This is a genomic window from Candidatus Nitrosopumilus sp. bin_7KS (assembly GCF_054095835.1).
In genome coordinates this window covers 1-22755 of sequence record NZ_JBSWSO010000006.1, presented here as the reverse complement: position 1 = coordinate 22755, position 22755 = coordinate 1, and the positions used below count along the sequence as shown (strand labels likewise).

The following is a 22755-nucleotide window of genomic DNA, read 5'->3' as shown; positions in this document are numbered from 1 at the left end:
AACAATTAATTCCAATTCTAAAAGATTAGATTTAAGTTCAAAATGAATTAAGGAATTTTATGGACATATACTCCAGTAAATTTGCAATAATTGTGATAATTGTACTAGTAAGCATTCTCGCATTACAAGTAATGACTAACAGTAGCAATACTCAGCAACTAATTGATTCAGAAACGTGTGAAATTTACATAATGGATGCAAACATTAACGCTAAAAAATATCTCAATGAATTTGATACAAAGTGTCTAGATTTTAAAAATTTAAACAAATAGAAAATTAATTAATAAAACAATTTCTATTATTACTCATGGAAGGACCATCTGAATTAAACTCCGTATTTTGGAATGAAGGAAAAAAATCATGGGATTATAAAATGATCAAAGTTGACGAATATTTTGGATTTACAGAATGCCAGCAATGCAGAAAACCAATGTCACATAACATAAAATCAGAGGGAGAATTCAAAATGGTTTATGTGAAATGTGCATGTGCAGAAAGAAAATGATTAAATTAAAAAACTAAACATCATCCATTCCTAAAACATCATAGTATGCTCTTGGAATCATCGGTTGACCTTTGAAAAATACATTGTTCACAGCAGTATCTAAGACATATGTTTTTGCCCAATCGTCATCACTTCTAATTGAACGACCAAAGCCTTGTAGAATTTTAGTTAATGTTTGCGATGTGTACCATGATGGAAATTTGTTCATTTTGGCCCTTGTTCTCTTTTCGGTATAATTTGGATATGGAACTTTGGCAATTATTTGAAACCGAGACAAATCATCTTTCAAATCAACTCCTTCCCATAACGAAGAAGACAGTAAAACTCCAGTAGGATCAGTTGCATGTTCAGAAATTACCTCATCCTGAGTTTTACCATCTTTATTTTTACTATGACAGAGTCTAATTCTTTGAGTATTTTTTGGAGAAAGATGACGTATAATTTTCTGACATCTAGGAATAGATGATGTAAGAATAAGACCACGCTCGTTTGAATGTTCATCCATTATCCTATCAATTGTTTTGATTACTTCAAGTTCATCTTCCTCAGTAGAACCATAGCTTAGTCTCTTAATGTTAAGAAGATCTATACTCCTATGTTCAATTGGGAATGGTGATTTTGGAGTATCAACAAACGCAACATCATCTTTTACCAACCCCATGTTTTCACAGAAACTATTTTTGTCAATTGTTGCAGACATGAACAATTGGTATTCTGTTTCAAAAAAAGAATTTGCAAACTTTGAAACATCAATTGGCTTAACAGAAATAGTTCTAAAATTTCCATTAAAATCTTTAACAGGATCATTTACAACAAAATTATCTTTGTCAGTCATGATGTCAATTTTAGCTTGTGCAGACCTGTCATGTCTTCGCTCCAATCCAGTAAGTAACTCATAGTCAGGATCATTTTGAAAAGCAGCACTTTCTTTGATATCTTTAATTTTTTTGGCATAAGAAAATGCCATATCATCAGTCAACTGAATCATAGAATCCAAATCTGTAAAATCATATTTTTCTGAATTTAGATTACATTCATCAACTTGTCCTGCAAAAATATCAAAACCTACAAACTGAATAATTTGGTCTTCAATTTTATGTGCTTCATCAAAAACAGTTACTTTTCTATCAAGATAATCTTCAAAGAGTTTTTTGTTGAATTTCATTATTGTAAAAAATGCGTGATAATTCCACAAAGAATGATTAGAGACTAGTGCATCATATTTCTGCATGTAATAGTGACAGGATTTTGCATCTGTAGTGTTATCTTCAACCTGTTTAATAGTAGGCTTGAATTTACAGACCTCAAAAACTTCCTTACCATTTTTTGAGACTCTTTCCTGACATTCTCCTTTATCACAAGTTAAACCCCATCTCATGGCCCTTCTATCATTGTCAACTTTTTCTGATTCCATAAGTTTGAGACACGGGAAGTTTTGCTTACCTTTTACTGGTTTTAAAAATGGAATGTCTTTGATGTATTGATCTTGTAGATGTTTTGATGCAGTTACGGTAAATGAACTATCAAAGTAATTTGAAATTGTTGCACCCACAAGAGATTTTCCAACACCTGTAGGTGCACATAGAATAATTTTCTTGAATCCCGATTTTAATTTCTCATCGATTTGAGAAATAATCTCTTTTTGAATTTCTCTAGGAGTAAAATGATCTGGGAATTTTTCTAATAATGACAGGATTACATCTTTTTTTACTCAGTATTAAAAGCATAAGGGTTATTGGAGAATCATGAATGTGTAATCTAGTTTAATATCTAGTGCCACTATGATAAATCATGGAATTATTAGAGGATAAAATGAGAGTGTGGACAGATAGCTCCCAATATGTAAAAGCAAATCCAGGAGTGTATGTTTTGTATAACAGAAAACGAGATGTAATTTTCATTGGAGAAACAGATAGTCTGGAAGCTGAATTTGCAAAATATGTTGATACAGAATTTGAGGGAGATGAATGCAAACAGAAAACATCATTCTATCAGAGAGTCTTTTCAGAAAATCCAAAAGAAATGCAACTGCAATTAATTGAAGATTTCAAAAATGAAACTGGGGATATTCCTGTGTGCAATGCAGAAATAAAAATAGAAACACATTAGACAATTTTACTGCGTTCCACTAAAATTGCATATAATTAATAAAAAAATCGTTTCTGAGCCAATTTAAATAAAAAATTACATAAAGTGTATTTTGGAGATTTAGCACAAAAAGAGATAAAAAAATGGATTGTAATACGAATAGATCATCAGCCATATAATTTCAAAAGATAGTTTTTTGTCAAATTATTAGGAGTGATTTTTATATTTTTCAAGAAAGCAATTTAACTTAGAAAGTGGTAATAATGAAATGCATCAGTGCTATTATTGTGAGCAATTGTTTGATTCAAAAGAAGAGCTATACAACCATGTTGAAGTTCATTCAGATATTGAAAGGAATAAAGAAATCATGGAAAGAAAGAAACAGGCATCTAAAAAATAAATTTTCAAGCCTAGACTAAAAAAAATAGAGCAAAGGTCAGAATATTTCAAATTCGGGAGTGGATATAAGAATTATTTTTACAAATCATATGGATTGGGTTGAAACATTATTGGAAAAATCATGCGATAAAACTCTCACAAAGGGAGAAGTATTACACAGTCTTTTCCACATGATTGAAGTAAATGAAAATACATTAAACCACATTGAAACAAACAACGCAGATTTTGGTCCAGAGCTTGAAGAATTAAAGCAAACAGAAATAAGAGATTTAAATTTCCATTTAAAATATTATAGAAGCCTTGTAAATTACATTAATTCAGTTCCTGAAAATAAAATTATAGAACATAGAACCTAATCATCCAAAGATTCAGTATAAGATACAAAATTTTTAAATTTACTCATCATAACCGTTTATTTTCAATATGACTTAAATTAAATTCTAATAATTCATCATATTTGAATTAAAATTACATCTACTTTTTCATAAATTACAAATGCATTATACATGTATTAGAAATCAGAATACACTACAAGACAAATTATGTATGCAATTGTTTAAAAATCAAATCATATTTTAATTGCTCATCAAAATTCTTTCCATAATTTGTATCGTTTTGATATTTCAGAGAACGTTCATTGAAGAGATTCTGTAATTTTTCCACTTGTTCATTGATCATTTTACCAGAATCTTCTTTTGCAAATTGTTTTCGTTGTTCATCATTTTGGCCTCGAGTTGAAAAATGTTTTTTGTAAAATTGTTCTTGCAGATGCATCATATTTTCACGTTTTACTAGTTCAGCCAAGTCAAAATTTCCTTGTTCATGATTTAGCAACGATTCATTTGCTTCAGATTTTCGTACCCAAGACAATAAAGGATGAAACTCTACAAAGAGGGAAATATCATTAATTAGAAAAACAATATTTCTATCAACTATGTCTGAATCAACAACCCAAGTGAATCTATATTTTATTACACTATGACTGTCTTCAAACACCGCAGGGTTTGATTCTGCTTGAAAGTCAGACCATGAAAGTGTAAAATTGGAAGTCCACTCCAAAGTGATTGTTTCGCCCATATCTAGCCGTATTTCTATGAGAATAAAATTATTCTTTATTTTTTAGGTATGAATTAATTATTAGAAAAGAGTGTTTGACGGCAAAGGAATTCTAGGTATGGTCAATTAAGGCAATGTATGATGCCGTCAAACAGATGACTCTGTTATAGATTAACAAATTAGACTAAAAGAAACCGTGTGTGTAAATTGAACAAAATTATTCTTGCATGGAATTTTTCAAATACCAGGCTCAACATCACAGGATGTGGCAATGGATCACTTTTTCAACCCTTTTTGATCAAAATTCAAGACATGGTCAATTTTATGAATTTTTCAAAATACCAATCAATACAAATATTGAAAGCAAGATGATTGCGGATTTGATATCTACTGTAACCCCCAAAGGGCCGATGATTAGATATCAAATTTGCTTGCTTTCATAATTCTAAACTATTAATCTCAGACAATTTAGAGATTATTCATGATGAAAAAATTCTACATATGGATGGGAATTTCAGTAGCTGCATTAATTGTAGGATTAGTTTTATTATTTGGATAATTAAGATAAAATTTCAAAATTAGGATTGCATCCAAGTTGATTCAATATTTCATTGATTTGTTCGATTAATTCATTTTGTTGATCAATCAAGTCATTTACTTTTTCTGCTTGTGTATTTAATTTGTCATGAGCTTGTTGAGCTTTTTCAAATTCTTTTGGAGGCAGAGTCTTTCCTTCATAAAATTCATATTGTTTATAGTATTCATCGTATTGTGATTGTTCACGTGCAATTTTATCATCTAACAATTTAATTTGAGATTCAATTTCTTTTTCTTCAGATAATAATAATTTTTGTCCAACATACAATTCTTCAAATCTTTCAGGGATAGAATATCCTTTAGTGTTATAATCAATTTGAGGAGATTCAGTAGAATACATCAAGTGGTTTTTCTCACTAGTATGACCCAACCCCATCGTATGTCCAATTTCATGCATCAAAATATTTACAACCATATTTTCATCATTTTGAACAAAGTTAGAATTACAATCATGTGCACCGATAGATATGTCCAATATACAGTGACTTAAAATTCCAAACAAAACAGTATTGCATGTTGCCAAACCAGTGTGTGTAGGGGATGCATATTTTTGCCATTTTATTTCAATGTTAGAATTTTTGGATTCTATAAATTCTAAATTAGGATTATATTTCTCCCAAGTATCTATCGCTTTTTTTAATGCATCAATTGGAATCTGTTTATCTGGAACATCAGGTACATCTTCAAAAGAATAATAAATAATCTGATGATCTTTAGATGTAACTACATTTGATATTTGTTGAAGATTTTCAATAGATGGTGAAAGTCCCTTACTAGTTTCAGTGTTAAACGGGAGTAAATCAGCATACCAGACATAACCAAAACCCACCAATAGTATAATTATCACAACAATTGTTTTCAATAATCAGTTTTACTAAGTGGAGTACCTAAAACTTTCCATTAAATTAATAGAATCAGGCTCAATTGAATTTTTTGATAAACTAAATCAACTTTTTCATACTTTTTTATTTTAAAAGAATAATCAAATTAGAATTATTGCCATAGAATAGCTGGATGTTGGTAATCGCCTAACGCACTCGACATTGATTACCAACTTTATCTGTGGCCTAGAACTTTAATTTGGATGAGAGTTTTTCAAATAATTAGATTTTTGCTCATCTGAAAATAAATTTTCATTTAATGAGATTAATTTCATAGCATTTTGAAAAGCTGGACATTCACAATCAATTGAAAATAATTCTTCACATTTGGGACATTGAATTACAGTGTGGCTCCCCCAATCACATTCAATATCATCAATAATTTCAAAATTTACAGATTCATTACATATACAATGTAATTTGTTTTGAAATTTATCAATATTGGACATAACAGGTTATTTGTAAAATCAAATATAATTTAATAACAACCGAGTTTTGAGGAATTCAACTTTGACTGAATGCCCCACATGTAAACTTGCAATGGAATCACATTCCACTGAAGAACTAATGGAATGCTGTATGAAGCAAGTGGGGGACGAATTTACAGAAGAAGAATCAGGAATATGTCCAAATTGCAAACACGATATCAAAAAACATTCAAGTAAAGAACTTGCTGAATGCACCATAGAATTTCTAAAATCAGGAATAAACTAGGTCAAGATAAGATTAAACAGAAGAAAAAAACACAAATTTCATTGGATCAAAGTACCAAAAAATTAATTCAAGAACATTCCCCAATGTGGACTAACAAACAGATTTGGGAGTTTGAGCAACTAAATGAAGAATTAACTTTTGATACAGTCTATGCAGAACGTAATAGTTTTGAATCATGGAATACAAAAATGGCAAATCCCGATGTATTTATTCGAGATATTGTAGTTAGGACGTTTGATAATTTTCTAGATGGCTACGAATTATGGATTTCAAATAAAGATCAAGGTAAATTGGACTCAAAATATGTAGCATACCTCATGTCAGTTATGGCAGATATCATGATAGAAGAGGAAGTTTGCCTCAATTTTAGAATAGAAAATGGCGCTCTAGTGGTAGGAATAGATGAAAAAGCTGATGTAATTGACTGTAAAGAATTCTTCGAGGAGTTTTATCATCTAGCAACTGGATTTAATTTTAATACAGATACTGGAATACCAGACGATGAAACAGAAGCTGAACTATACCTCACACGATTACAAGAAGAATTTGATGAGAGAATGCAAAACAAGTTAGGAGATAAATATCTACCAGGCAACAATGATCCGGACACATTACATTCAAAAGATTGATCTAAAATACAAGATGAAGGTATAGTGAGATAATGTCTGAGAGAAAACCATATAGAAATTTCAAAAAAAGAGAACCATCATTGACAGCAGAGCAAAAGGTAGAAAGTTTTGTAAAGAGAAATTCTCAAAATGGATATTTCACCAAAGTTTCAACCATATCATACAAGTTTGATGTATCTGAAGATATGGCATGGAGTATTGTAGGCGAATTGTTATCAAGTGGCTCCTTTGAATCAATTCATGATGATTATACAGGGGAGATGAAATTATGTGAAATGGGAAAAATATATTCAATATTAGATTTAGAACAAAAAAGAAAGAGGCAGAAATATCGAGATAACAATAAAAAATCCAAAGTGACACCCAAACCAAAAAAAGAAAACTCTTAATTCCAAATTAACAATTCAAAATACATGGATGATGAAAATTTACCCGTGCAATGTCATCCCATAATAAAACCAAAAAAGAAAAAACAAAAAGAGGTAAAAAATGATACAGTGTAAATTATGTGGAACGCCATTAGGAAAAGAACCAACTACTGAAGAATTAGAAACTCATTGGAAGAAACATCATAATTGGCATTTGGAATCAAACAAAGAAAAAACTCCTGAAGAAGCATTATTGAAAAAGAGATAACCAACGTCTTGGAATAGTGGTCGTTTATAGCATGCCTAGACCACTAAACGAAGGCGTCAATAATTATTCAGGCTCAAGATATAAAAGATCATGTAGCCATTTTTCAAACATTTGTTTAGTAAAATCAAAATAATAAAACTAATTTTTAGAATTTACTACATGTGATTTATCAATTCACCATACAAAATAATATCATGAACGATGACTTTGCAGAGTATACAAAATGCAGAACATGCGGCGTTGCCCTGATTTATTGCAACTGCAACTGTCCATACTGTGGAAAAAGAGAAGAGTGTGATTGTGAGATAACCCCAATCACACCATAATTTATTTTTGTAAAATTAAAGCAGGCATAAAGAAATATTATTTTTAAGCTTAACACTGAGAAAAAACTCACTTTAAATCTGTAATACTAATTTTTACATCATGGCTCATGTCAACAATAGAGGCATATGATATCAAAGCAAAAAAGAAAGTGTCTATGAACAATCCAAAACCATATCTAATGAAGAATGGATCATGGGCACTAAAGGGAACTAGCTCTGAGACTGGAATCAATCTATTCAAAATTGTCGGGAGACAAAAACCAGTAATTGGACAGTCAAGATTTGAAGCATTCAAGAATTTGTTTACTAGCAGACAATGTGAATGTGAGAAACAGTGCTAGATTAGTTTTTTTTAATTAGACTAGAGAATTAGAAAGCATTAATTTGAATAGACATCAGATGAAAACATGTCTTTAGATATTACGTGGAAGAACAACTTTTACGGGATTTCTTGGGCATATGAAAAAGACAGATTAGTAGTATCCACAGTTTTTGAGGATAAAAATGAGGCATTAGCCATTGCCAAAGAGATTGAAGACTGGAGTGATAAATTTACGAGATTAACTATTATTGAAAAAGAAAATGATGAATTTGCAATTTGTTGTTATCAGGATCCTCAAATTTCAAAAAACAATAGCCACCTAGGATTATTTCGAACTGGCATGAGACAGAGTGGAGGGTATGAACAGGCAAAACCAATGATAATTGAAAAGCCTCCACTATTACAAATTGCATATGCTGCAGATGTCAGAGACATGAACACATATGAACAAATTTCACGACTAGTTCCAATGCGAAAATGCCGAATTATTTCTGAGAAAGATTTGAAAAGGCAAGAATACTATTACGAGAAAACTGCAAACTCTCAGAATTAAAGAAAAGGTGAGATTCAAAAATTCTAGGATTGAATCTTCACCAGGTATGGTCGGGTAACAATAATTATTGAATTTGAATATAATGCATTACTACTCTTTCGTACTGAGAAATTGTACTGAGAAATCGTTCATCTTCGTTAAATAGAAAATTCTCCAATGGTATAATATGGAAGATAACAATAATCAACAAAATTGGGAAGAAGCAATAGGCCTTTCCTGGCTAGTGTCAGACGAATAAATTGTCTGGAAACATTTGCAGTCCTAACTGTTGGTGCAAACTGGAGAAATCCAATATCACTGACGAACTGCTTTAGACAGTCTAAAGCATTTATTTTTTAATTCACAATATTGATAAAGATACTTTTTTGTCTTGTAATATGAAATTAACACCAAAAATACTAACGTTTGTTTTAGTTATTTCATTATTTGGCAGTGTTTTAGAGATATGGGGAGGAAGTTGGGACATTACAAGTCATGCTTTAGGGGCTCCTGAATCATTTTTCACGCCACCCCATGCAGTGTTATATTCCGGAGTTGGAATATCACTGATTGCAGCAGTTGCAGCATTAGGGATGATTGTTAAAGATAAAGAAATACTCCACAAATCATTTTCTTTGGGATTAAAATTAATAATTATTGGCAGCATAATCCAGATTGTTGCAGGTCCTGGGGATTATCTATGGCATGAACTATTTGGAACAGATGGATTACTTAGTCCAACACACTTGACGCTAATTACAGGGATTTTGATACAATCAGTCGGAATTGTCATAGGATTAACTAGAATGATTCAATACAATTTCAAAGTGACAAAACCATCAATCACAGTGGGATTTTCAGCATTATGGTTTATCGTAATTGCGTTTATTTTTCAATTTACCTTACCAATTTCTAATGGAGAAACAATAAACTTGAATCCTGATCCATATGTTGCAGGAATTATTCTTGCAGTCACTATGCCATTTTTCTGCACATTAATTTTCTGGGGAGCTGCAAAATCCATGAAAAAATTTGGATGGGTTAGTGCATCAGCTGCAGGACTAATAATTCTCAATGTAACTGCAAATGTCATTCCAGCCACTGCATTGTGGGGATATCTGCCATGGTTTGCAGTTCCAATGATCACAGCATTAGTTGCTGATGGAATTATTAATAATAAAATTAAAATCGGTAAATTCAAAGAAGAAATTGCAGGTGCACTAGTTGGTGCAGTGTTTTTGGTGTACAGTATGCCTTTGGTGGGAATGTCATTCATTCAGTTTTACGTGTTTAATGGAGTTTCAGGATATACATTACTTCCAGAATTTGCAGATACATTGGCGATAAATCTAGGATTTATGGCCATACCTGGAGCCATAATGGGAATTATTGCAGTCAAAGTTGCAAAAAAGAAAATTTCCATCCCAGTGGAATCAACAATATAGATAAATTCGGAGTTAAAGGTATACAATCATGCATTGTGATGACAAGCGCACTCTTTTCATTCTCAAAGAAAATATTGAAAAAAATTGGGAAGAATTAAAAGAATCAAAGTTTGATGAAATAAAATTAAAAGAATTCAGTGATGCATTAGTAGAATATTTTGATTTGAAGAAAGCATCCAAACAAGATTTAAGTTCATAATTTTTACAGACAACCTAATGGCTGATTATGATAAAGATGGTAGATTAATAATTTCAAGGGCTAGACAATTAGAACAAATTCCAGAGGCGTGTTACCATTGTAATAGTGACGATCTACAAATGATCATGACTCATGTAGATGGAGGGAGTTGGATATGCTTGGACTGCAATAGTCTAAATTGTTATGAACCAACGATGAGATTAACAAAGAATATGCCATTTTCTATGTTGAATTTAGGAAGAGATGAAATTGTTTTTGTTCCAGAATGGGATTTTGAGTGATAAAATTCTAAACTCTTTTGGCAATACGCTTAAGTTCAAAAGTACGGTAGAAAATTCATGAATACATTAGATTTTTTAATAAAACAAAATGATCAAATTTCAATGTCGATGCCTGAATGTGATAATATCAATACTGACGGGCAAGATGATGAGTAAAATATGGCTGAATCTTCACTTTCAAAACTAGACGACAAGGGAGTTTTTACCATTGTAAAAGTTGAAAGCGTTGAAAGAAAAGTAGGTAAAGAAACAATCACTGAAGTGAATATTGAAACTGAAGAATCATTTGATGGAGTAAAGAACTTTTACACATCAAGAAAAATGATCGTTGCAAAATTTTATGATAATGGTAAACCGACAATATTATCTCAAGATATTCAAAAAGGGAAAAAATACAGAGTGAAAATCATTACTCAGAAATTTGGCAACGGTAAGGAAGATTATGATATTGCAAAATCCTGATTTTGTAATAATTTCTTAAAAAAACTCAACTCTTTTCTAGTATATGAAAAATATCATAATATGGTAAAGAAGGATTCTAAAAAATGATGTTAGAGCACACCAAAGAGTGCAAATACAGAATGGATAATGACATGCCTCATACTAATTGTACATGTAAATGTCACAAAATCATCATGGCAGAATCTACAAAACTAGACTCAAGGACTTTTTGATTCAGGTTCAAAATTATCTATAATCTCAGTAATGTTTGAAAGCAATGTCTTTTTGATTTCCTCTTGACTCATTCCTGATTTGTGCATTAGCTTCATCTGGTCCATTATAGAAAAATGCATCCGTCCTTGAAGATAATCAACAATTCCAAAGCCTTTCTTTGGAAATTCAGTTACAAACATTCCATGTTCGGATGATTCATCATCACTCATGACATCATTCTAAAAAAACTAGTTATAAAATTTCCAAAATGTTCTTTAAACCAAACAAAAAGGAAACGTCATGACAGAATTTGTCCATAAACCATATGACAAAATCTACGTCAGAGACATGATAAAGTTAAATCTAGACGATCTAATTGGCATGATGTCATCATTAGATGCAGCAAATGCATACTGGGTTGATGGAGTATTATTTGCAAGCTTTGCAATGACTGAATCCGAAGAATTGGCAAAAAAAGAGATGCAAAATGAAATGTTTCTAGATAAGATAATTTTTGCAGTTTATGAGAATTATACAAAGACAGTAAAATCCTCAACTAATTTAGAAATTGGCGTGTTAAACATGCAAAAAAGTAAACTATACAAAGATTTGATTGCCTGGCTTAAAACACAAACAATCTGGAATGAATAAAAAAATTAAGATTGGTTCAATGAAGAATAACCACCGTCTAAAGTAACTGCATTGAATCCTTCTTTTACAAGTTCATCAGCTGCAATGTTTCCCCTATAGCCTGTTCCACAATAAGTGCAGATTTTCTTATTCCTATAGTCTTCAATCTGTTTTTTCTTTGCGTTTCTAATGCTCAACCCCAAAGGCATATGAATAGAGTTTTCAATTTTTCCACCCTCTAGTTCATCAGATTCTCTGACATCAATGATTACAAAATCATTTTTTTGTGACATTAGTTCTTTTGCAGTAATTTTATCTGCCATGATTGGTGTTATTTGTAGTGTAATTTATTTCTGTGTAATCTAGTTTGTAACAGAAGTTTTCTCATGACTAGTCATCATACATGCAAAATGAATTTGTTCTATTGTTTCATAACCACACTCATTACAATAGAATTGGTTTTCTTTGTTACAAATATCACATTTTTTGTTAACTTGTAATTCATTACCACATTGTCTACATGAGTCTTGTTTCATAGAACAAAACAATCATTGGTGGATTTAAACGATAAGAAAATTAGAGTCCCCTAATTAGCTTCTTCTAATTAGTTGGAACTAATTATAGTAATAAAAAAAATTAATTTTTTAAAACTAGATTCTCTAAAGATAGCCCATAGTAGGAATTATCTCCTGAATTAATTTTCCCAAGTAATTCTTTTTTCAATATTTGAATTTCTTTCTCAGTCATCATAGAGTAGTATAGGGTATTCAAAGAGATAATCTTCTCTTTTCAAATCCCACAAACCAATAGCTAACAGTATGTTCATTTTTTAATTCCAAAAATGAAAAATAATCAATAAGATTAAGTTTGGAGATCGCTCAATAATTAGTCAATGGATGAACCAATTGTAGAGGTATCAAAGGAATTGATAGCAGTAAATTATGAGATTGATGAGGTAACCAAGCAATGGGCAGTTCTAAAACACGAGTACAGAAGTACAAAAGATCCCATCAAAAGGGCAGAAATTAAAGAAGAATGGGATCAATTACAAAAAAAGATGAAACAGCTGGAAATGAATCGTAGAAAGATCATAGAAAGAAAAGAAGAGATAGAATTCAGGAGTAGATGGAAAGGTTGGAAAAAAAGTTATGATAAATCAAAGAATCAAACCTGAAAATTAAGATCCCCCTAATATGTAATAAAATAAAATTCATTACATGTCTAAAGAATCAGAAAAAGAATTAAAAAAACAAGATCAAGAGGAAATGAAAGAAGAATCGCATCAATTAGAACTCAAAGAAGGGTATGTGCAAGATGAAAAATATGATGAATCAGAAGAATAGAATTTAATTTCCAATAAGCTTAAGTTCACAGAAATTTTAAAAAATTATTGACTCTTGATCCAAACTATAAAGCTACATTTGTAATTCTAAAGGATATAGAATTACAAGGACTAGTGCAGTTTAACAATGAATATCTCGATGAGGAATTTTTCAGGAATTTTATTAAATTTAGAAAGTCATTCTCACATTCAATGAGTGAGTTAATTAGTAAATTAGATACATTTGAGACAAAAAATGAAGAGTTGACAAATTTTATTATTTATTCAGAATTATCATATATTAATTCTCATCTTGATGCAATAAAGAAATTCTTGAAAATCATAATCAATCCAATAAAACTAGATGAAGGTTTTGGGAAAGATACCACATTAGAACAAATGATAGAACGAATTTGTAAAAAAATGAACTATAATGATAAATTACAAAATTCCATCAGAGGATTATTCTTACTTGATTTTAGAGAAGCAACAACACAGCAGCAATTTGTAATTGAAAAAATAGGCAATTTAATAATTAACCACAAGAAGGAAAACAAAATACAATTAAACATTAAAGATTTATCAGACTATTCATCCCAAGCAATGGAAATATTATCAGCCATGTTTGATTGGTCAAACGGCAAAACGCAAAAAGATGAAAAAAACTCAGATGGTCTTGATGATTTAGTCAATGATTTGACAAAACAAGTACAAGAATTAGATAATAAATTAGATAATCTCTCTTGATTTATTGTAAATTATTCAGATAGTATTTCTCTACTCGGTCCATCATAGGCACTACATAATCATCACATGTTTTGATAAATTCCTGCCTAGTATTTTTCTCACTACTAACTAAGATTACCACTTGGTTGATTTTCTGACCAGTTACTTCCTCAAACATATGGGCATAACACGTAGTTTGCAAATAATATTCGTACATGTATTCATCAATCTGAGGCTTGCGCTTTGTTTTGTAATCAATAATAGATAATTCTCCATTGTATTCTGCAATCAAGTCACTAGTCCCTGCAACCTGTAGTTTGTCAGAATACATTTTCTGCTCAATGCATGTGACATCTGAAATGTTATCAAGAAAAGGTTTCAAATTATTAAAATGTGCAATTGGTAATAAATCAAATTCCTCCATTGTAAGACTATTGCTAAGATAGTCTTCTATTATTTTGTGTGACTGCGTACCAATGTCTTGAGCTTGTTTTGTAATGTATTCATGAGCAGGCTCATTTTCTTTCCACGATTGCAATCCATTTTTCTTATGTTCTGGAGCAGTTGCCGAAAGGATAGTACTGATTGAAGGATAAATTTTGTCAAATTTGGTCTGATACCAATGTCCATCCTCCCTATCCAAAAGGGTAGGCTCTCTTGCCTTTAGCATCTGTGTAAAACTTATCACTAAAATTTTTTGATTCTAGTAGTTATTGAATGATTTGGAGGTCACATCATTTTTTTAAATTTCTCAAACTCAGATCTAGTTTTTACAAATTGATCCGTGATAATTTTTCTCAGTGAGAAAAGGTTCTCCATTGAATCATTGATAATGTGAATTGTTTCATCATAAATTACAGTATCAATAAACTCCTCATCAGGGTATACAGTATACTCTAAAAATTCAGTGTCAGTTTGTATTTTTAATTTAAACCCCATCAGTAGTCCCAGATCATCGTGTTTATTTAAAAACCCAATCAAGCTTGCCTTCAATGAAGGATCATTTGGCAGTGAGGCATAGCGAGAATCATTTTGGTTGTCAATTATACATGCAATAGGGTTTCCCTTTGCGTGTAATATCTTTGAATTGTGTGTAAGAACATACTCATCAGGTTCTGGCATCTTGTCTAAAGGCATCATTGTATTTGCAGTAAATTGATTAATAATTTTTTAAATAATTATGAAAATTACTCTTCCTCAGGCTCGTTTGCCTTGTCTCTAACCTTTTTCATGATGCAAAATTTGCTTAAAGTTTTTTTCCATCCCATATTTCCTATACACAAAACTTGGTCTTATACGTTTAGGTTTTTAGTGATTTACTCAAGATTAAACTGAGAATAATATCCTCTAAACAATGTTCAGTATGCCCTGTACCACTTCAATTATTTTTTTTGAATCCTTTGAAGAATCGTCTTTAATTTCAAGTGTTTTTGTTTTAAAATAGGTAACAGGTAATTTAGAATTGGTTAAAACTATATCAAAAGTTTCAACTATAGATCTACTATCACTGAGGCAAGGAATTGTCTTAAATGACTTTTTTAATCCTCTTTTTATTTTCCCATAATTTTTTTCATTTACATTATCAAATCTAGTCATTTTATTTTTTAATCCCTAGTAAAAAATTCTCATCATACCAAATATTGCCTTTAATTGAAGTAAATTCCAAAAAATCATTCTGCATTATTATACCTCATCTACACTATAAACGATGTATTGTACCATAAATCAAGGAAAAAAATGATATGAACAAAGAAAAAAATATGAAGCATTTCATAAAATGTACATTTTGTGGCAAATCCGACCGTGTAGAATACCTAGGAGGAATGGATTGGTTTTGCAATAAGAGATGTCATTATAATTATAGACACAGAGAAGACAATACTTCAACTTCCAACTAATACCATCAAAAATGTGGAATATGGAAGGTTTGAAATTAAATTATGTTTTGTCTTTTAGTTTGTCAATATTGGAGTCAGAAATGAAAAAATAATGACAAGTTATTTGATCTCATCGGTTCATTAATGGTGGTTTAGTCTAAAAATTTATTCATGAAATTTTGTCCCAACTGTGATTCTAGGCTAGTTCAAAGCTATGAAGATGTTGGCGGTCCATGGGTTTGTCCAAAATGCAATCCCGAAAAAATCCTAGTTAAAACTCCAACATATGGTGTGAATTATTCAGGAAAAACTAAACAGTGCTCCAAAGGTTGTGGTGCAGAAATTTACTGGGATGAAGGATTCAAGTCAGACAGCGGGAAATTTATCCCAATTGATTCAAGGACAGACGAGCCACACAGATGTGAGGGCCCATCAGAATCTGGAATGTCATATTATCCAGATGAAATAAAAAAATATGCAAAACCAAAACCAAAGGAACCTGAAAACAAAATTGCATTGCCGGAAAGTATCATGTATGATCTTTCTAAAATTCCAAAATCATTAATTGATAATGACCCAATCATCAGAGAAATAATTCAAGGGCACAAAGAAGAATCCCTTGCACTAATTCACTATGAAAGACTAATCGCGCCAGAAGCTGAAAAGATTCCAATTGGAACTCTAAGTGATGTACTATCAGAAAATATTATCAAAGGATTGGTAAAGTATGGATTCACTGGGTTATTGCCATTCCAAGAAGAATCTGTAAGAGCAATTCTAAAGGGGGAAAATTCAATTATTTCAGCACCGACAGGGTCTGGAAAAACTGAAGCGTTTGTAATACCAGTTTTACAAAAAATTTCAGAAAATCCAACTCCAGGAGTTTTTACCTTACTTGTGTATCCACTTAATGCGTTAATTGATGATCAAGTATCAAAGATTTCAGATTTAATTCAGAAATGCAAGTTATCAGACAAAATGGGAGTTTACTCGATTCATGGAGGACAAAGTGCAGATTACAAAGACATGATAATTTCTGATGCAAGCCAAAAATCTTTAATCATTGCAACAAATTTTGATTTTATCAATTACCATTTAATTTTACAAGACAAAAAATGGAATGAACTATTCAAGAATGCAAAAATTATTGTAATGGATGAGGCACACTCCTACACTAGTTTTCATGGCTCCAATGTGTATCACGTGTTAAAAAGAATGAAAAGATTCATGGGCAAAGTCCAGTTTGTAGGCGCGTCAGCTACACTTGACAATTCAAAAGAATTTTTCTCAAACATGTTTGATTTACCAGAAGAGTCATTCACATACATCAAAAGTAAATTTAGACGAAAACAAAATATGCATATGTTTTTTGTGATGCCTAGAAAATTCAAACAACGAACTACAATGGAGATGCTCTCATCAATTTGTTACAAGAATAATTCAACACAACTAGTCTTTAGCAACTCTCACAATGATGCAGAATTTTTAGCATCAAATGTTGAAGAGGCAAACAGGGGGATTAGAATTCAGATACATAGAGGCGGGCTAGATCAAAAAGATAGGAAACTGTATGAATCTCAAATGAAGGCAGGTGAGTTAGATGTACTATCATGTACTCCAACTTTAGAATTGGGAATAGATATCGGACATGTGGATGTAGTTATTTCTGCATTCAAAAATGAGTTTGATTCGTTTATTCAAAGAATAGGCAGAGCAGGAAGAAAGGGTCAGAAATCATATGCAATTTGTGTTTTTGATCCAGATGATGCAGCATGTCATTATTTTGCACGACATATTGATGAGTATCTATCACAAGACCACGTCATTCCAATTAACAAGAAAAATCCAATAATTTCTGAAAAACATGAGGAGTCAGTGGATATCGAAGATCAAGCAATGGATGAGTCAGACAAATCCCAGTTCTTTGACTTTGCAAACAGTGTAAATTTACGTGGAGCATCAGGGGAAATTTCAATCTACTATAATTCAAGAAAAATAGGAACCAGAGGAGTTCCTGTAGGATATTATCAATTACATCAAAAGGCAATCTATCATTTCAATAAACAAAACTATGAAGTAAATTCATTGATAAAATCTCAAAACGGTGCAAGAGCATACCTTGTAAAATCATATGAAAAACAAAAGAGAACCATCCCGATAGTTAGAACTTCAATCATTCAAACATCTGAAGGTAAAGCCATCCACAGAGAAATTAATTTCAAAGAGAAGAAAATATCTCTGCGCTACGGAATTATTTCTCTCGATAGAACAATTACAGGATACATGAAAGGAAACTATAATGAAACAACAGACCAATATGAAATGTATAATGGTGGCAACACATCATCTTGGAGGAACTTTCATTGGAAGTCAAAGCACTCAGCAGTTAGCATAATACTTCCTCCTGAATTTATTTCAAAAAATAATTCTGATTCAAAAAGTCCAATTGTTAATGACCCCATAGTTCACACCACATCACATGTTCTAGTAAATGCAAGTAAAATTTTAACAAAAGCTGAATCAAGTGATATTGATGTATATTATGAAAAAGGAATAATCTACATTTATGACAATTCATCAGATGGATTTAATGGATGCAGTAAAATCATCTATGATGAATTTGAAAAGATACTCAATACAGGGCATTCACTGGTAAACGACTGTGATTGTCCAACGGATAAAAATCAGAAAGATGAAAAGAATTGGGGAGGATGTCCAAAATGTACATTTACGACAGGTTATTGTCAGACTAAAAATAAAGAATTAACAAAAAAAGGTGCAAAAGAATTTCTCATGGCGTTTCAATCATTGTAAATAATCTCTACTTTAACAATGAATTTCTTACCAGTCTAAGTTCATTCAATCTACCAATCTGTGCACTAATCAAATGATCTAGGGCTTTAGCATAATCAATCCCAACAAATTTTGAAGGTTTATCATAAATCAAATCAACTATTTTTTTACTTTGTAATGAATTCAATAATCGATAAATTTCAGTACGATAAATGTTAAGATCTTTTCCAATTTGATTTGCATGTAGTGGTCCATTTTTTATTAAGTGATCATATACTTTGAGTTCATTTTCAGTTAACCCATGTTTTTTTAAAACAGATTTCATCAAATTTGAGATATTTTTATATTCATTATCAGAGGTTTGTTGGGATTCAACTAATGCCATGTCTTGTAATAGCTAAATTGTATCAATAAGCATATGTCTCATTTTGATGTTACAGATCGACAAGAATAATCTAAAAAATTAGATTGTTTATTGTAATGAATAGTGTATATCACAAAACAATACAATACCATTAGGTAATGTTTTAGCCGTGATGGAATGTCCTTCCTGTAGGCCTTTTCCACATACGTAGCACTCTACTTTGCTAACAGACGTAGATGTTTCCTCTCTATTGAAAATCTGCATGTCTTGCATAATTCCTTGTGTTGTCCCCTGCATGTCCATGATACGATCAACTAGACTATAAAGGTACCGTACTATACCGTAATAGTAACATGCCTAAGAAATCAATAATTTCAAACAAAACTAAACAGATCAGAATCATCTCATCACTTTAAATAATAAACCACTAAAATTTTGTTTATGGGTGGACACCTTTGGAAAGACACAAGCAAAAGTAATACCACTAGATTTATCTGAAAACCAATTTCAAATTTATAATAAAATTTCAAGAAACTATTCGCATTCATTTCTCTTTGAATCTCTAACGGGGCCTGAAGTTCTAGCTGAAACATCAGTTATGGGATTTGACCCAAAAATAATCCTCAAAGGATATTCAAACAAAGTAGAAGTTATTGAAGATGGAAAAACTACAACCATTCAAACTACAAACCCATTTGAAGAACTAAAAAAACTATTAGGAAAATCAGATGATCAAAGTTATCGATATTTAGGAGGAGCAGTAGGGGTAGTAAACTATGATGCAATCAGATTAGTAGAGAACATAAGCAATTCTCACAATACACCGCAACCGTTAATTGAATTTGGGATTTACGATGACGGAATTCTTTATGACAAAATACATGAAAAACTATTCTACTTTTATCATGGTGAAAACAGATTTGACAAATTTGTGATGGGTGATGATACTTTTGAAAAATTCCATGCAAGTGAGGTAGCACCAAACATGGATGAATCAAAATATTCAGAAATTGTAAACAAGGCAAAAAAATACATCCATGATGGAGATATTTTCCAAGTGGTATTATCAAGAAAGTTTGCTTTTGATACAACAGGAGATAATCTAACACTATACAAAACACTGAGAAAACTAAATCCTTCACCATACATGTATCATCTAAAACAAGGAAACAAGACAATTATCGGAGCATCACCTGAAATGTTAGTTAGAATTACAGATGATAAAGTTGAGACATTCCCAATTGCAGGAACTCGGAAAATTACAGATGATGAGGAAAAAAACAAGGCATTATCTGAAGAATTAATTCATGATGAGAAAGAACTGGCAGAGCACACAATGCTTGTGGATTTGGGAAGAAATGATATCGGCAGAGTTTGCAAGTATGGAACTGTCCATCCAGAATCATTAATGGAGATAAAGCGATTTAGTCACGTTCAGCACATAGTTAGTCACGTGGTAGGGAATTTGGCACCTGAAAATGACATGTTTGATGCGTTTCAGGCAGTATTTCCAGCAGGAACAGTATCAGGAGCCCCAAAGGTCAGAGCAATGGAGATTATTGATGAATTGGAGACTGAAGCCAGAGGACCATATGCAGGAGCTGTAGGATATTTCTCATACAATGGATGCTGTGACTTTGCAATTGCAATTAGAAGTATTTTCATAGAAAATGGCAAAGGGTTTGTCCAATCCGGTGCAGGAATAGTATCAGACTCTATTGCAGAAAATGAATTCAAGGAAACTGAACATAAAGCAGGAGCAATGCTTCAAGCATTAAAGGAGGCAACAAGTTGAAATTTTTAATCATTGACAATTACGATTCATTCGTATACAACATTGCACAGTACCTAGGAGAGCTCGGAGTAGAGTGCGATGTGATTAGAAATGACAAAATCACACTACAACAAATTAAAAATAAAAATTATGATGCAGTTATAATTTCCCCAGGACCAGGAACACCAGAAGATAAGAAATATTTTGGAGTATGTTCAGAAGTAATCAAAGATATGGGACCAAACACTCCAATTTTAGGAGTTTGTCTAGGACATCAAGGAATCATTGATGTATTTGGAGGAAAAGTCACCAATGCCGGATGTGTAAGACATGGAAAAACCAGTCCAGTTAATTACATAGAATCAAAACTATTTGCAGGAGTAAAGAATCCATTTAGAGCAACAAGGTATCATAGCTTAGTTGGAGATAAAACAATAATTCCAGATGTGCTCAGAGTTATAGCTACAGCAGGAGATGATGGAGAAGTAATGGCAATTGAACATAAAGAATTTTTAATTCAAGGGGTGCAGTTTCATCCAGAATCTATAATGACTGAAGATGGAAAAAAGATTCTAGGCAATTTTATCAATCAAGTAAAGGAAAGAAAAAAATGATCACAGATATAATTTCAAAACTACAAGAAAAAACAGACCTCACATATGATGAGATGAACAAAGTCATGACAGACGTTCTATCTGGCAAAACAAACGATTTAGAAAATGCAGATTTTTTATCATATTTGGCAGACAAGGGAGAAACTGATGATGAACTATTAGGAATGCTTGATAAAATGCAGGAATTTTCACTCAAAGTTGAGGTTAAAAATCAAGGGACACTCATCGATATGTGCGGAACTGGGGGCGATAAACTCCAGACATTTAACATATCCACTACAGCCTCATTTGTGGTAGCAGCAGCAGGTGGAATGGTAGCAAAGCACGGAAATCGTTCAAGTTCAGGAGTTTCAGGGAGTGCAGATATTTTTGAATATTTTGGATATGATTTGAATTTAGAACCTGCAAAAATTTCAGAGATTCTACAAAAACACAACATCTGTTTTATGTTTGCACAAAAATTCCATCCAGCAATGAAACATGTATCAGTAGCAAGAAAGCAATGGGGCAAAAGAACAGCATTTAATCTTCTAGGGCCACTATCAAATCCAGCAGGAGTAAAAAATCAACTAGTCGGAGTATTCTCAATTGAATATTTAGATAGATTACCATTATTACTGAAAAGAAAAGGGGCTGAAAATATTATGACAGTTCGTTCTGATGACGGAATGGATGAATTTTCAACAAGTGCAGTTAATCGCGTATGTGTATTGAAAAATGACAAAGTGTTAATGAATGCAATTGATCCGGAAATTATAGGATTGCATAAATCAGCATTAAAAGATATTCAAATTAGTACAAAAGAGGATGCGATAAAATCATTTGTAGGTGTACTAAATAATACTGCAAACCAAGCAATGATTGAAACTGCAGCACTAAATGCAGCAGGTGGATTGATCGTTGCAAATATTTCTAAAAACTTTGAGGAAGCAGTAGAACTTGCACTAGATACAATAAAGAACGGAAAAGCATTTTCATTATTAGAAAAGTTTGTACAAGATACAGGGGATATCTCAAAATTAAAGGAGATTACTAATGGCTGAAAATATTCTACGAAAACTAGTAAATAATTCACAAATGGCAATCAATGATGGAGTTTATGAGGTGGATGCAAATTTGCAAAAATCATCAAAAGACTTTATCCACACAATTAATGTAAATCCTCATGCAACATTACTTACAGAGGTAAAATTTGCATCGCCATCTTTAGGTAAAATTAGAATACTGACAGACCCTGTAAGCATTGCAAAGCAAATGATTGCAGGAGGCTCAAAAGCACTCTCAGTTTTGACTCAACCACACCTATTTCATGGCTCTCCCGAGTATTTCATGAAGGTAAGAGCTGTCTCTTATACACATCTGACGCTGCCGACGAGCTCTGATGTGTAGATC

General features: G+C 31.8%; 36 protein-coding genes. 24 read left to right on the top strand and 12 right to left on the bottom strand.

Annotated features, from left to right (window positions below; genetic code table 11):
• Positions 1 to 59 precede the first annotated feature (59 nt).
• Both ACW9W4_RS06295 and ACW9W4_RS06290 read left to right on the top strand, forming a co-directional pair.
• The gene (locus ACW9W4_RS06295; RefSeq protein ID WP_457761622.1) at positions 60 to 272 is read left to right on the top strand and encodes a hypothetical protein; all 213 of its coding nucleotides are present in this window, start codon (positions 60 to 62) and stop codon (positions 270 to 272) included.
• Between the two features lie 35 nt (positions 273 to 307).
• Complete coding sequence (locus ACW9W4_RS06290) at positions 308 to 505, top strand: hypothetical protein (RefSeq protein ID WP_457761621.1); 198 nt, start codon at positions 308 to 310, stop codon at positions 503 to 505.
• A gap of 13 nt (positions 506 to 518) precedes the next feature.
• Here ACW9W4_RS06290 and ACW9W4_RS06285 read toward each other — a convergent pair whose 3' ends face one another.
• Entirely contained in the window at positions 519 to 2201 is a 1683-nt protein-coding gene (locus ACW9W4_RS06285) for a helicase C-terminal domain-containing protein (RefSeq protein WP_457762070.1), read from the bottom strand.
• A gap of 95 nt (positions 2202 to 2296) precedes the next feature.
• Here ACW9W4_RS06285 and ACW9W4_RS06280 point away from each other — a divergent pair, with 95 nt between their 5' ends.
• The 3 genes from ACW9W4_RS06280 (at position 2297) to ACW9W4_RS06270 (ending at position 3348) form a co-directional block, all read left to right on the top strand.
• Positions 2297 to 2614, top strand: a complete 318-nt coding sequence (locus ACW9W4_RS06280) for a hypothetical protein (RefSeq protein ID WP_457761620.1) — start codon at positions 2297 to 2299, stop codon at positions 2612 to 2614.
• A gap of 247 nt (positions 2615 to 2861) precedes the next feature.
• A complete protein-coding gene (locus ACW9W4_RS06275) occupies positions 2862 to 2993 on the top strand; it encodes a hypothetical protein (RefSeq protein WP_457761619.1) in 132 nt (43 codons plus the stop codon).
• An 88-nt stretch (positions 2994 to 3081) separates the two neighbouring features.
• Entirely contained in the window at positions 3082 to 3348 is a 267-nt protein-coding gene (locus tag ACW9W4_RS06270; RefSeq protein ID WP_457761618.1) for a hypothetical protein, read from the top strand.
• Positions 3349 to 3532: 184 nt separating this feature from the next.
• On the opposite strand, the gene ACW9W4_RS06265 is transcribed toward ACW9W4_RS06270, so the two are convergent.
• The 3 genes from ACW9W4_RS06265 to ACW9W4_RS06255 form a co-directional block, all read right to left on the bottom strand.
• The gene (locus ACW9W4_RS06265) at positions 3533 to 4069 is read right to left on the bottom strand and encodes a hypothetical protein (protein WP_457761617.1); all 537 of its coding nucleotides are present in this window, start codon (positions 4067 to 4069) and stop codon (positions 3533 to 3535) included.
• A gap of 538 nt (positions 4070 to 4607) precedes the next feature.
• The gene (locus ACW9W4_RS06260) at positions 4608 to 5507 is read right to left on the bottom strand and encodes a matrixin family metalloprotease (RefSeq protein WP_457761616.1); all 900 of its coding nucleotides are present in this window, start codon (positions 5505 to 5507) and stop codon (positions 4608 to 4610) included.
• A gap of 213 nt (positions 5508 to 5720) precedes the next feature.
• Complete coding sequence (locus tag ACW9W4_RS06255) at positions 5721 to 5975, bottom strand: hypothetical protein (protein WP_457761615.1); 255 nt, start codon at positions 5973 to 5975, stop codon at positions 5721 to 5723.
• Between the two features lie 61 nt (positions 5976 to 6036).
• On the opposite strand from ACW9W4_RS06255, the gene ACW9W4_RS06250 reads away from it, so the two are divergent.
• The 10 genes from ACW9W4_RS06250 to ACW9W4_RS06205 all read left to right on the top strand — a co-directional run bounded on the left by ACW9W4_RS06250 (position 6037) and on the right by ACW9W4_RS06205 (position 11072).
• Positions 6037 to 6240: a hypothetical protein gene (locus ACW9W4_RS06250; RefSeq protein WP_179363607.1), complete on the top strand. Its 204-nt coding sequence runs from the start codon at positions 6037 to 6039 to the stop codon at positions 6238 to 6240.
• A gap of 41 nt (positions 6241 to 6281) precedes the next feature.
• Positions 6282 to 6869, top strand: a complete 588-nt coding sequence (locus ACW9W4_RS06245; protein ID WP_457761614.1) for a hypothetical protein — start codon at positions 6282 to 6284, stop codon at positions 6867 to 6869.
• A gap of 32 nt (positions 6870 to 6901) precedes the next feature.
• A complete protein-coding gene (locus tag ACW9W4_RS06240; protein ID WP_457761613.1) occupies positions 6902 to 7258 on the top strand; it encodes a hypothetical protein in 357 nt (118 codons plus the stop codon).
• Positions 7259 to 7358: 100 nt separating this feature from the next.
• Positions 7359 to 7505, top strand: a complete 147-nt coding sequence (locus tag ACW9W4_RS06235) for a hypothetical protein (RefSeq protein ID WP_457761612.1) — start codon at positions 7359 to 7361, stop codon at positions 7503 to 7505.
• Between the two features lie 433 nt (positions 7506 to 7938).
• Positions 7939 to 8172 (top strand): hypothetical protein, encoded by a 234-nt coding sequence (locus ACW9W4_RS06230; protein WP_179363500.1) that lies wholly within the window; start codon positions 7939 to 7941, stop codon positions 8170 to 8172.
• Positions 8173 to 8238: 66 nt separating this feature from the next.
• Positions 8239 to 8706 carry a hypothetical protein gene (locus ACW9W4_RS06225; protein ID WP_179363499.1) on the top strand — a complete coding sequence of 156 codons (468 nt, stop codon included), beginning with the start codon at positions 8239 to 8241 and terminating at the stop codon, positions 8704 to 8706.
• A gap of 377 nt (positions 8707 to 9083) precedes the next feature.
• A complete protein-coding gene (locus tag ACW9W4_RS06220) occupies positions 9084 to 10130 on the top strand; it encodes a hypothetical protein (protein ID WP_457761611.1) in 1047 nt (348 codons plus the stop codon).
• A gap of 28 nt (positions 10131 to 10158) precedes the next feature.
• Positions 10159 to 10329 (top strand): hypothetical protein, encoded by a 171-nt coding sequence (locus ACW9W4_RS06215; RefSeq protein WP_457761610.1) that lies wholly within the window; start codon positions 10159 to 10161, stop codon positions 10327 to 10329.
• A gap of 17 nt (positions 10330 to 10346) precedes the next feature.
• Positions 10347 to 10610, top strand: coding sequence for a hypothetical protein (locus ACW9W4_RS06210; protein ID WP_457761609.1), 264 nt, complete (start codon positions 10347 to 10349; stop codon positions 10608 to 10610).
• Positions 10611 to 10769: 159 nt separating this feature from the next.
• A complete protein-coding gene (locus tag ACW9W4_RS06205; protein WP_457761608.1) occupies positions 10770 to 11072 on the top strand; it encodes a hypothetical protein in 303 nt (100 codons plus the stop codon).
• Between the two features lie 197 nt (positions 11073 to 11269).
• Here the strand turns inward: ACW9W4_RS06205 and ACW9W4_RS06200 are convergent, their stop codons facing one another.
• The gene (locus ACW9W4_RS06200) at positions 11270 to 11494 is read right to left on the bottom strand and encodes a hypothetical protein (protein ID WP_457761607.1); all 225 of its coding nucleotides are present in this window, start codon (positions 11492 to 11494) and stop codon (positions 11270 to 11272) included.
• A gap of 70 nt (positions 11495 to 11564) precedes the next feature.
• Here ACW9W4_RS06200 and ACW9W4_RS06195 point away from each other — a divergent pair, with 70 nt between their 5' ends.
• On the top strand, positions 11565 to 11915 hold the full coding sequence (locus tag ACW9W4_RS06195) for a hypothetical protein (RefSeq protein WP_179363493.1): 351 nt from the start codon (positions 11565 to 11567) through the stop codon (positions 11913 to 11915).
• A gap of 5 nt (positions 11916 to 11920) precedes the next feature.
• On the opposite strand, the gene ACW9W4_RS06190 is transcribed toward ACW9W4_RS06195, so the two are convergent.
• A complete protein-coding gene (locus ACW9W4_RS06190) occupies positions 11921 to 12217 on the bottom strand; it encodes a rhodanese-like domain-containing protein (protein WP_457761606.1) in 297 nt (98 codons plus the stop codon).
• 39 nt (positions 12218 to 12256) lie between these two features.
• Positions 12257 to 12430, bottom strand: a complete 174-nt coding sequence (locus ACW9W4_RS06185) for a hypothetical protein (protein WP_457761605.1) — start codon at positions 12428 to 12430, stop codon at positions 12257 to 12259.
• A gap of 356 nt (positions 12431 to 12786) precedes the next feature.
• Between ACW9W4_RS06185 and ACW9W4_RS06180 the strand changes: the two genes are divergently transcribed.
• From ACW9W4_RS06180 to ACW9W4_RS06170, 3 genes are read left to right on the top strand one after another with little or no spacing between them, the layout of a single operon-like run.
• A complete protein-coding gene (locus tag ACW9W4_RS06180) occupies positions 12787 to 13068 on the top strand; it encodes a hypothetical protein (protein ID WP_457761604.1) in 282 nt (93 codons plus the stop codon).
• 43 nt (positions 13069 to 13111) lie between these two features.
• A complete protein-coding gene (locus ACW9W4_RS06175) occupies positions 13112 to 13237 on the top strand; it encodes a hypothetical protein (protein WP_457761603.1) in 126 nt (41 codons plus the stop codon).
• Positions 13238 to 13284: 47 nt separating this feature from the next.
• Positions 13285 to 13962: a hypothetical protein gene (locus tag ACW9W4_RS06170; protein ID WP_457761602.1), complete on the top strand. Its 678-nt coding sequence runs from the start codon at positions 13285 to 13287 to the stop codon at positions 13960 to 13962.
• Position 13963: 1 nt separating this feature from the next.
• Here the strand turns inward: ACW9W4_RS06170 and ACW9W4_RS06165 are convergent, their stop codons facing one another.
• The 3 genes from ACW9W4_RS06165 to ACW9W4_RS06155 all read right to left on the bottom strand — a co-directional run bounded on the left by ACW9W4_RS06165 (position 13964) and on the right by ACW9W4_RS06155 (position 15537).
• Positions 13964 to 14611, bottom strand: a complete 648-nt coding sequence (locus tag ACW9W4_RS06165; RefSeq protein ID WP_457761601.1) for a PD-(D/E)XK nuclease family protein — start codon at positions 14609 to 14611, stop codon at positions 13964 to 13966.
• A gap of 59 nt (positions 14612 to 14670) precedes the next feature.
• The gene (locus ACW9W4_RS06160) at positions 14671 to 15078 is read right to left on the bottom strand and encodes a hypothetical protein (protein ID WP_457761600.1); all 408 of its coding nucleotides are present in this window, start codon (positions 15076 to 15078) and stop codon (positions 14671 to 14673) included.
• Positions 15079 to 15288: 210 nt separating this feature from the next.
• Positions 15289 to 15537 (bottom strand): hypothetical protein, encoded by a 249-nt coding sequence (locus ACW9W4_RS06155; RefSeq protein ID WP_457761599.1) that lies wholly within the window; start codon positions 15535 to 15537, stop codon positions 15289 to 15291.
• Between the two features lie 452 nt (positions 15538 to 15989).
• On the opposite strand from ACW9W4_RS06155, the gene ACW9W4_RS06150 reads away from it, so the two are divergent.
• The gene (locus ACW9W4_RS06150) at positions 15990 to 18632 is read left to right on the top strand and encodes a DEAD/DEAH box helicase (RefSeq protein ID WP_457761598.1); all 2643 of its coding nucleotides are present in this window, start codon (positions 15990 to 15992) and stop codon (positions 18630 to 18632) included.
• A gap of 7 nt (positions 18633 to 18639) precedes the next feature.
• Here ACW9W4_RS06150 and ACW9W4_RS06145 read toward each other — a convergent pair whose 3' ends face one another.
• Entirely contained in the window at positions 18640 to 18996 is a 357-nt protein-coding gene (locus ACW9W4_RS06145; RefSeq protein ID WP_457761597.1) for a helix-turn-helix domain-containing protein, read from the bottom strand.
• A gap of 87 nt (positions 18997 to 19083) precedes the next feature.
• Positions 19084 to 19272 carry a hypothetical protein gene (locus tag ACW9W4_RS06140; protein WP_457761596.1) on the bottom strand — a complete coding sequence of 63 codons (189 nt, stop codon included), beginning with the start codon at positions 19270 to 19272 and terminating at the stop codon, positions 19084 to 19086.
• A 148-nt stretch (positions 19273 to 19420) separates the two neighbouring features.
• On the opposite strand from ACW9W4_RS06140, the gene ACW9W4_RS06135 reads away from it, so the two are divergent.
• Genes ACW9W4_RS06135 through ACW9W4_RS06120 form a run of 4 tightly spaced genes read left to right on the top strand, consistent with a single transcriptional unit; the run spans position 19421 to position 22752 of the window.
• Positions 19421 to 20770, top strand: a complete 1350-nt coding sequence (locus ACW9W4_RS06135) for an anthranilate synthase component I family protein (RefSeq protein WP_457761595.1) — start codon at positions 19421 to 19423, stop codon at positions 20768 to 20770.
• Positions 20767 to 21363 carry an anthranilate synthase component II gene (locus ACW9W4_RS06130; protein ID WP_457761594.1) on the top strand — a complete coding sequence of 199 codons (597 nt, stop codon included), beginning with the start codon at positions 20767 to 20769 and terminating at the stop codon, positions 21361 to 21363. Before ACW9W4_RS06135 ends, ACW9W4_RS06130 begins: the two co-directional genes overlap by 4 nt.
• Entirely contained in the window at positions 21360 to 22406 is a 1047-nt protein-coding gene (gene trpD / locus ACW9W4_RS06125; RefSeq protein WP_457761593.1) for an anthranilate phosphoribosyltransferase, read from the top strand. The genes ACW9W4_RS06130 and trpD overlap by 4 nt, the downstream gene beginning before the upstream one ends.
• A complete protein-coding gene (locus ACW9W4_RS06120; RefSeq protein ID WP_457761592.1) occupies positions 22399 to 22752 on the top strand; it encodes a hypothetical protein in 354 nt (117 codons plus the stop codon). Before trpD ends, ACW9W4_RS06120 begins: the two co-directional genes overlap by 8 nt.
• The last annotated feature ends 3 nt before the right edge of the window (positions 22753 to 22755 follow it).

Excerpts from the sequence above, each read along its gene's own strand:
- ACW9W4_RS06295 (WP_457761622.1), top strand. The coding sequence starts at position 60 with ATGGACATATACTCCAGTAAATTTGCAATAATTGTGATAATTGTACTA.
- ACW9W4_RS06290 (WP_457761621.1), top strand. The coding sequence starts at position 308 with ATGGAAGGACCATCTGAATTAAACTCCGTATTTTGGAATGAAGGAAAA.
- ACW9W4_RS06280 (WP_457761620.1), top strand. The coding sequence starts at position 2,297 with ATGGAATTATTAGAGGATAAAATGAGAGTGTGGACAGATAGCTCCCAA.
- ACW9W4_RS06275 (WP_457761619.1), top strand. The coding sequence starts at position 2,862 with ATGCATCAGTGCTATTATTGTGAGCAATTGTTTGATTCAAAAGAAGAG.
- ACW9W4_RS06270 (WP_457761618.1), top strand. The coding sequence starts at position 3,082 with ATGGATTGGGTTGAAACATTATTGGAAAAATCATGCGATAAAACTCTC.
- ACW9W4_RS06265 (WP_457761617.1), bottom strand. The coding sequence starts at position 4,069 with ATGGGCGAAACAATCACTTTGGAGTGGACTTCCAATTTTACACTTTCA.
- ACW9W4_RS06255 (WP_457761615.1), bottom strand. The coding sequence starts at position 5,975 with ATGTCCAATATTGATAAATTTCAAAACAAATTACATTGTATATGTAAT.
- ACW9W4_RS06240 (WP_457761613.1), top strand. The coding sequence starts at position 6,902 with ATGTCTGAGAGAAAACCATATAGAAATTTCAAAAAAAGAGAACCATCA.
- ACW9W4_RS06235 (WP_457761612.1), top strand. The coding sequence starts at position 7,359 with ATGATACAGTGTAAATTATGTGGAACGCCATTAGGAAAAGAACCAACT.
- ACW9W4_RS06230 (WP_179363500.1), top strand. The coding sequence starts at position 7,939 with ATGTCAACAATAGAGGCATATGATATCAAAGCAAAAAAGAAAGTGTCT.
- ACW9W4_RS06225 (WP_179363499.1), top strand. The coding sequence starts at position 8,239 with ATGTCTTTAGATATTACGTGGAAGAACAACTTTTACGGGATTTCTTGG.
- ACW9W4_RS06220 (WP_457761611.1), top strand. The coding sequence starts at position 9,084 with ATGAAATTAACACCAAAAATACTAACGTTTGTTTTAGTTATTTCATTA.
- ACW9W4_RS06215 (WP_457761610.1), top strand. The coding sequence starts at position 10,159 with ATGCATTGTGATGACAAGCGCACTCTTTTCATTCTCAAAGAAAATATT.
- ACW9W4_RS06210 (WP_457761609.1), top strand. The coding sequence starts at position 10,347 with ATGGCTGATTATGATAAAGATGGTAGATTAATAATTTCAAGGGCTAGA.
- ACW9W4_RS06205 (WP_457761608.1), top strand. The coding sequence starts at position 10,770 with ATGGCTGAATCTTCACTTTCAAAACTAGACGACAAGGGAGTTTTTACC.
- ACW9W4_RS06200 (WP_457761607.1), bottom strand. The coding sequence starts at position 11,494 with ATGAGTGATGATGAATCATCCGAACATGGAATGTTTGTAACTGAATTT.
- ACW9W4_RS06195 (WP_179363493.1), top strand. The coding sequence starts at position 11,565 with ATGACAGAATTTGTCCATAAACCATATGACAAAATCTACGTCAGAGAC.
- ACW9W4_RS06190 (WP_457761606.1), bottom strand. The coding sequence starts at position 12,217 with ATGGCAGATAAAATTACTGCAAAAGAACTAATGTCACAAAAAAATGAT.
- ACW9W4_RS06185 (WP_457761605.1), bottom strand. The coding sequence starts at position 12,430 with ATGAAACAAGACTCATGTAGACAATGTGGTAATGAATTACAAGTTAAC.
- ACW9W4_RS06180 (WP_457761604.1), top strand. The coding sequence starts at position 12,787 with ATGGATGAACCAATTGTAGAGGTATCAAAGGAATTGATAGCAGTAAAT.
- ACW9W4_RS06175 (WP_457761603.1), top strand. The coding sequence starts at position 13,112 with ATGTCTAAAGAATCAGAAAAAGAATTAAAAAAACAAGATCAAGAGGAA.
- ACW9W4_RS06165 (WP_457761601.1), bottom strand. The coding sequence starts at position 14,611 with ATGCTAAAGGCAAGAGAGCCTACCCTTTTGGATAGGGAGGATGGACAT.
- ACW9W4_RS06160 (WP_457761600.1), bottom strand. The coding sequence starts at position 15,078 with ATGCCTTTAGACAAGATGCCAGAACCTGATGAGTATGTTCTTACACAC.
- ACW9W4_RS06155 (WP_457761599.1), bottom strand. The coding sequence starts at position 15,537 with ATGACTAGATTTGATAATGTAAATGAAAAAAATTATGGGAAAATAAAA.
- ACW9W4_RS06150 (WP_457761598.1), top strand. The coding sequence starts at position 15,990 with ATGAAATTTTGTCCCAACTGTGATTCTAGGCTAGTTCAAAGCTATGAA.
- ACW9W4_RS06145 (WP_457761597.1), bottom strand. The coding sequence starts at position 18,996 with ATGGCATTAGTTGAATCCCAACAAACCTCTGATAATGAATATAAAAAT.
- ACW9W4_RS06140 (WP_457761596.1), bottom strand. The coding sequence starts at position 19,272 with ATGCAGGGGACAACACAAGGAATTATGCAAGACATGCAGATTTTCAAT.
- trpD (WP_457761593.1), top strand. The coding sequence starts at position 21,360 with ATGATCACAGATATAATTTCAAAACTACAAGAAAAAACAGACCTCACA.
- ACW9W4_RS06120 (WP_457761592.1), top strand. The coding sequence starts at position 22,399 with ATGGCTGAAAATATTCTACGAAAACTAGTAAATAATTCACAAATGGCA.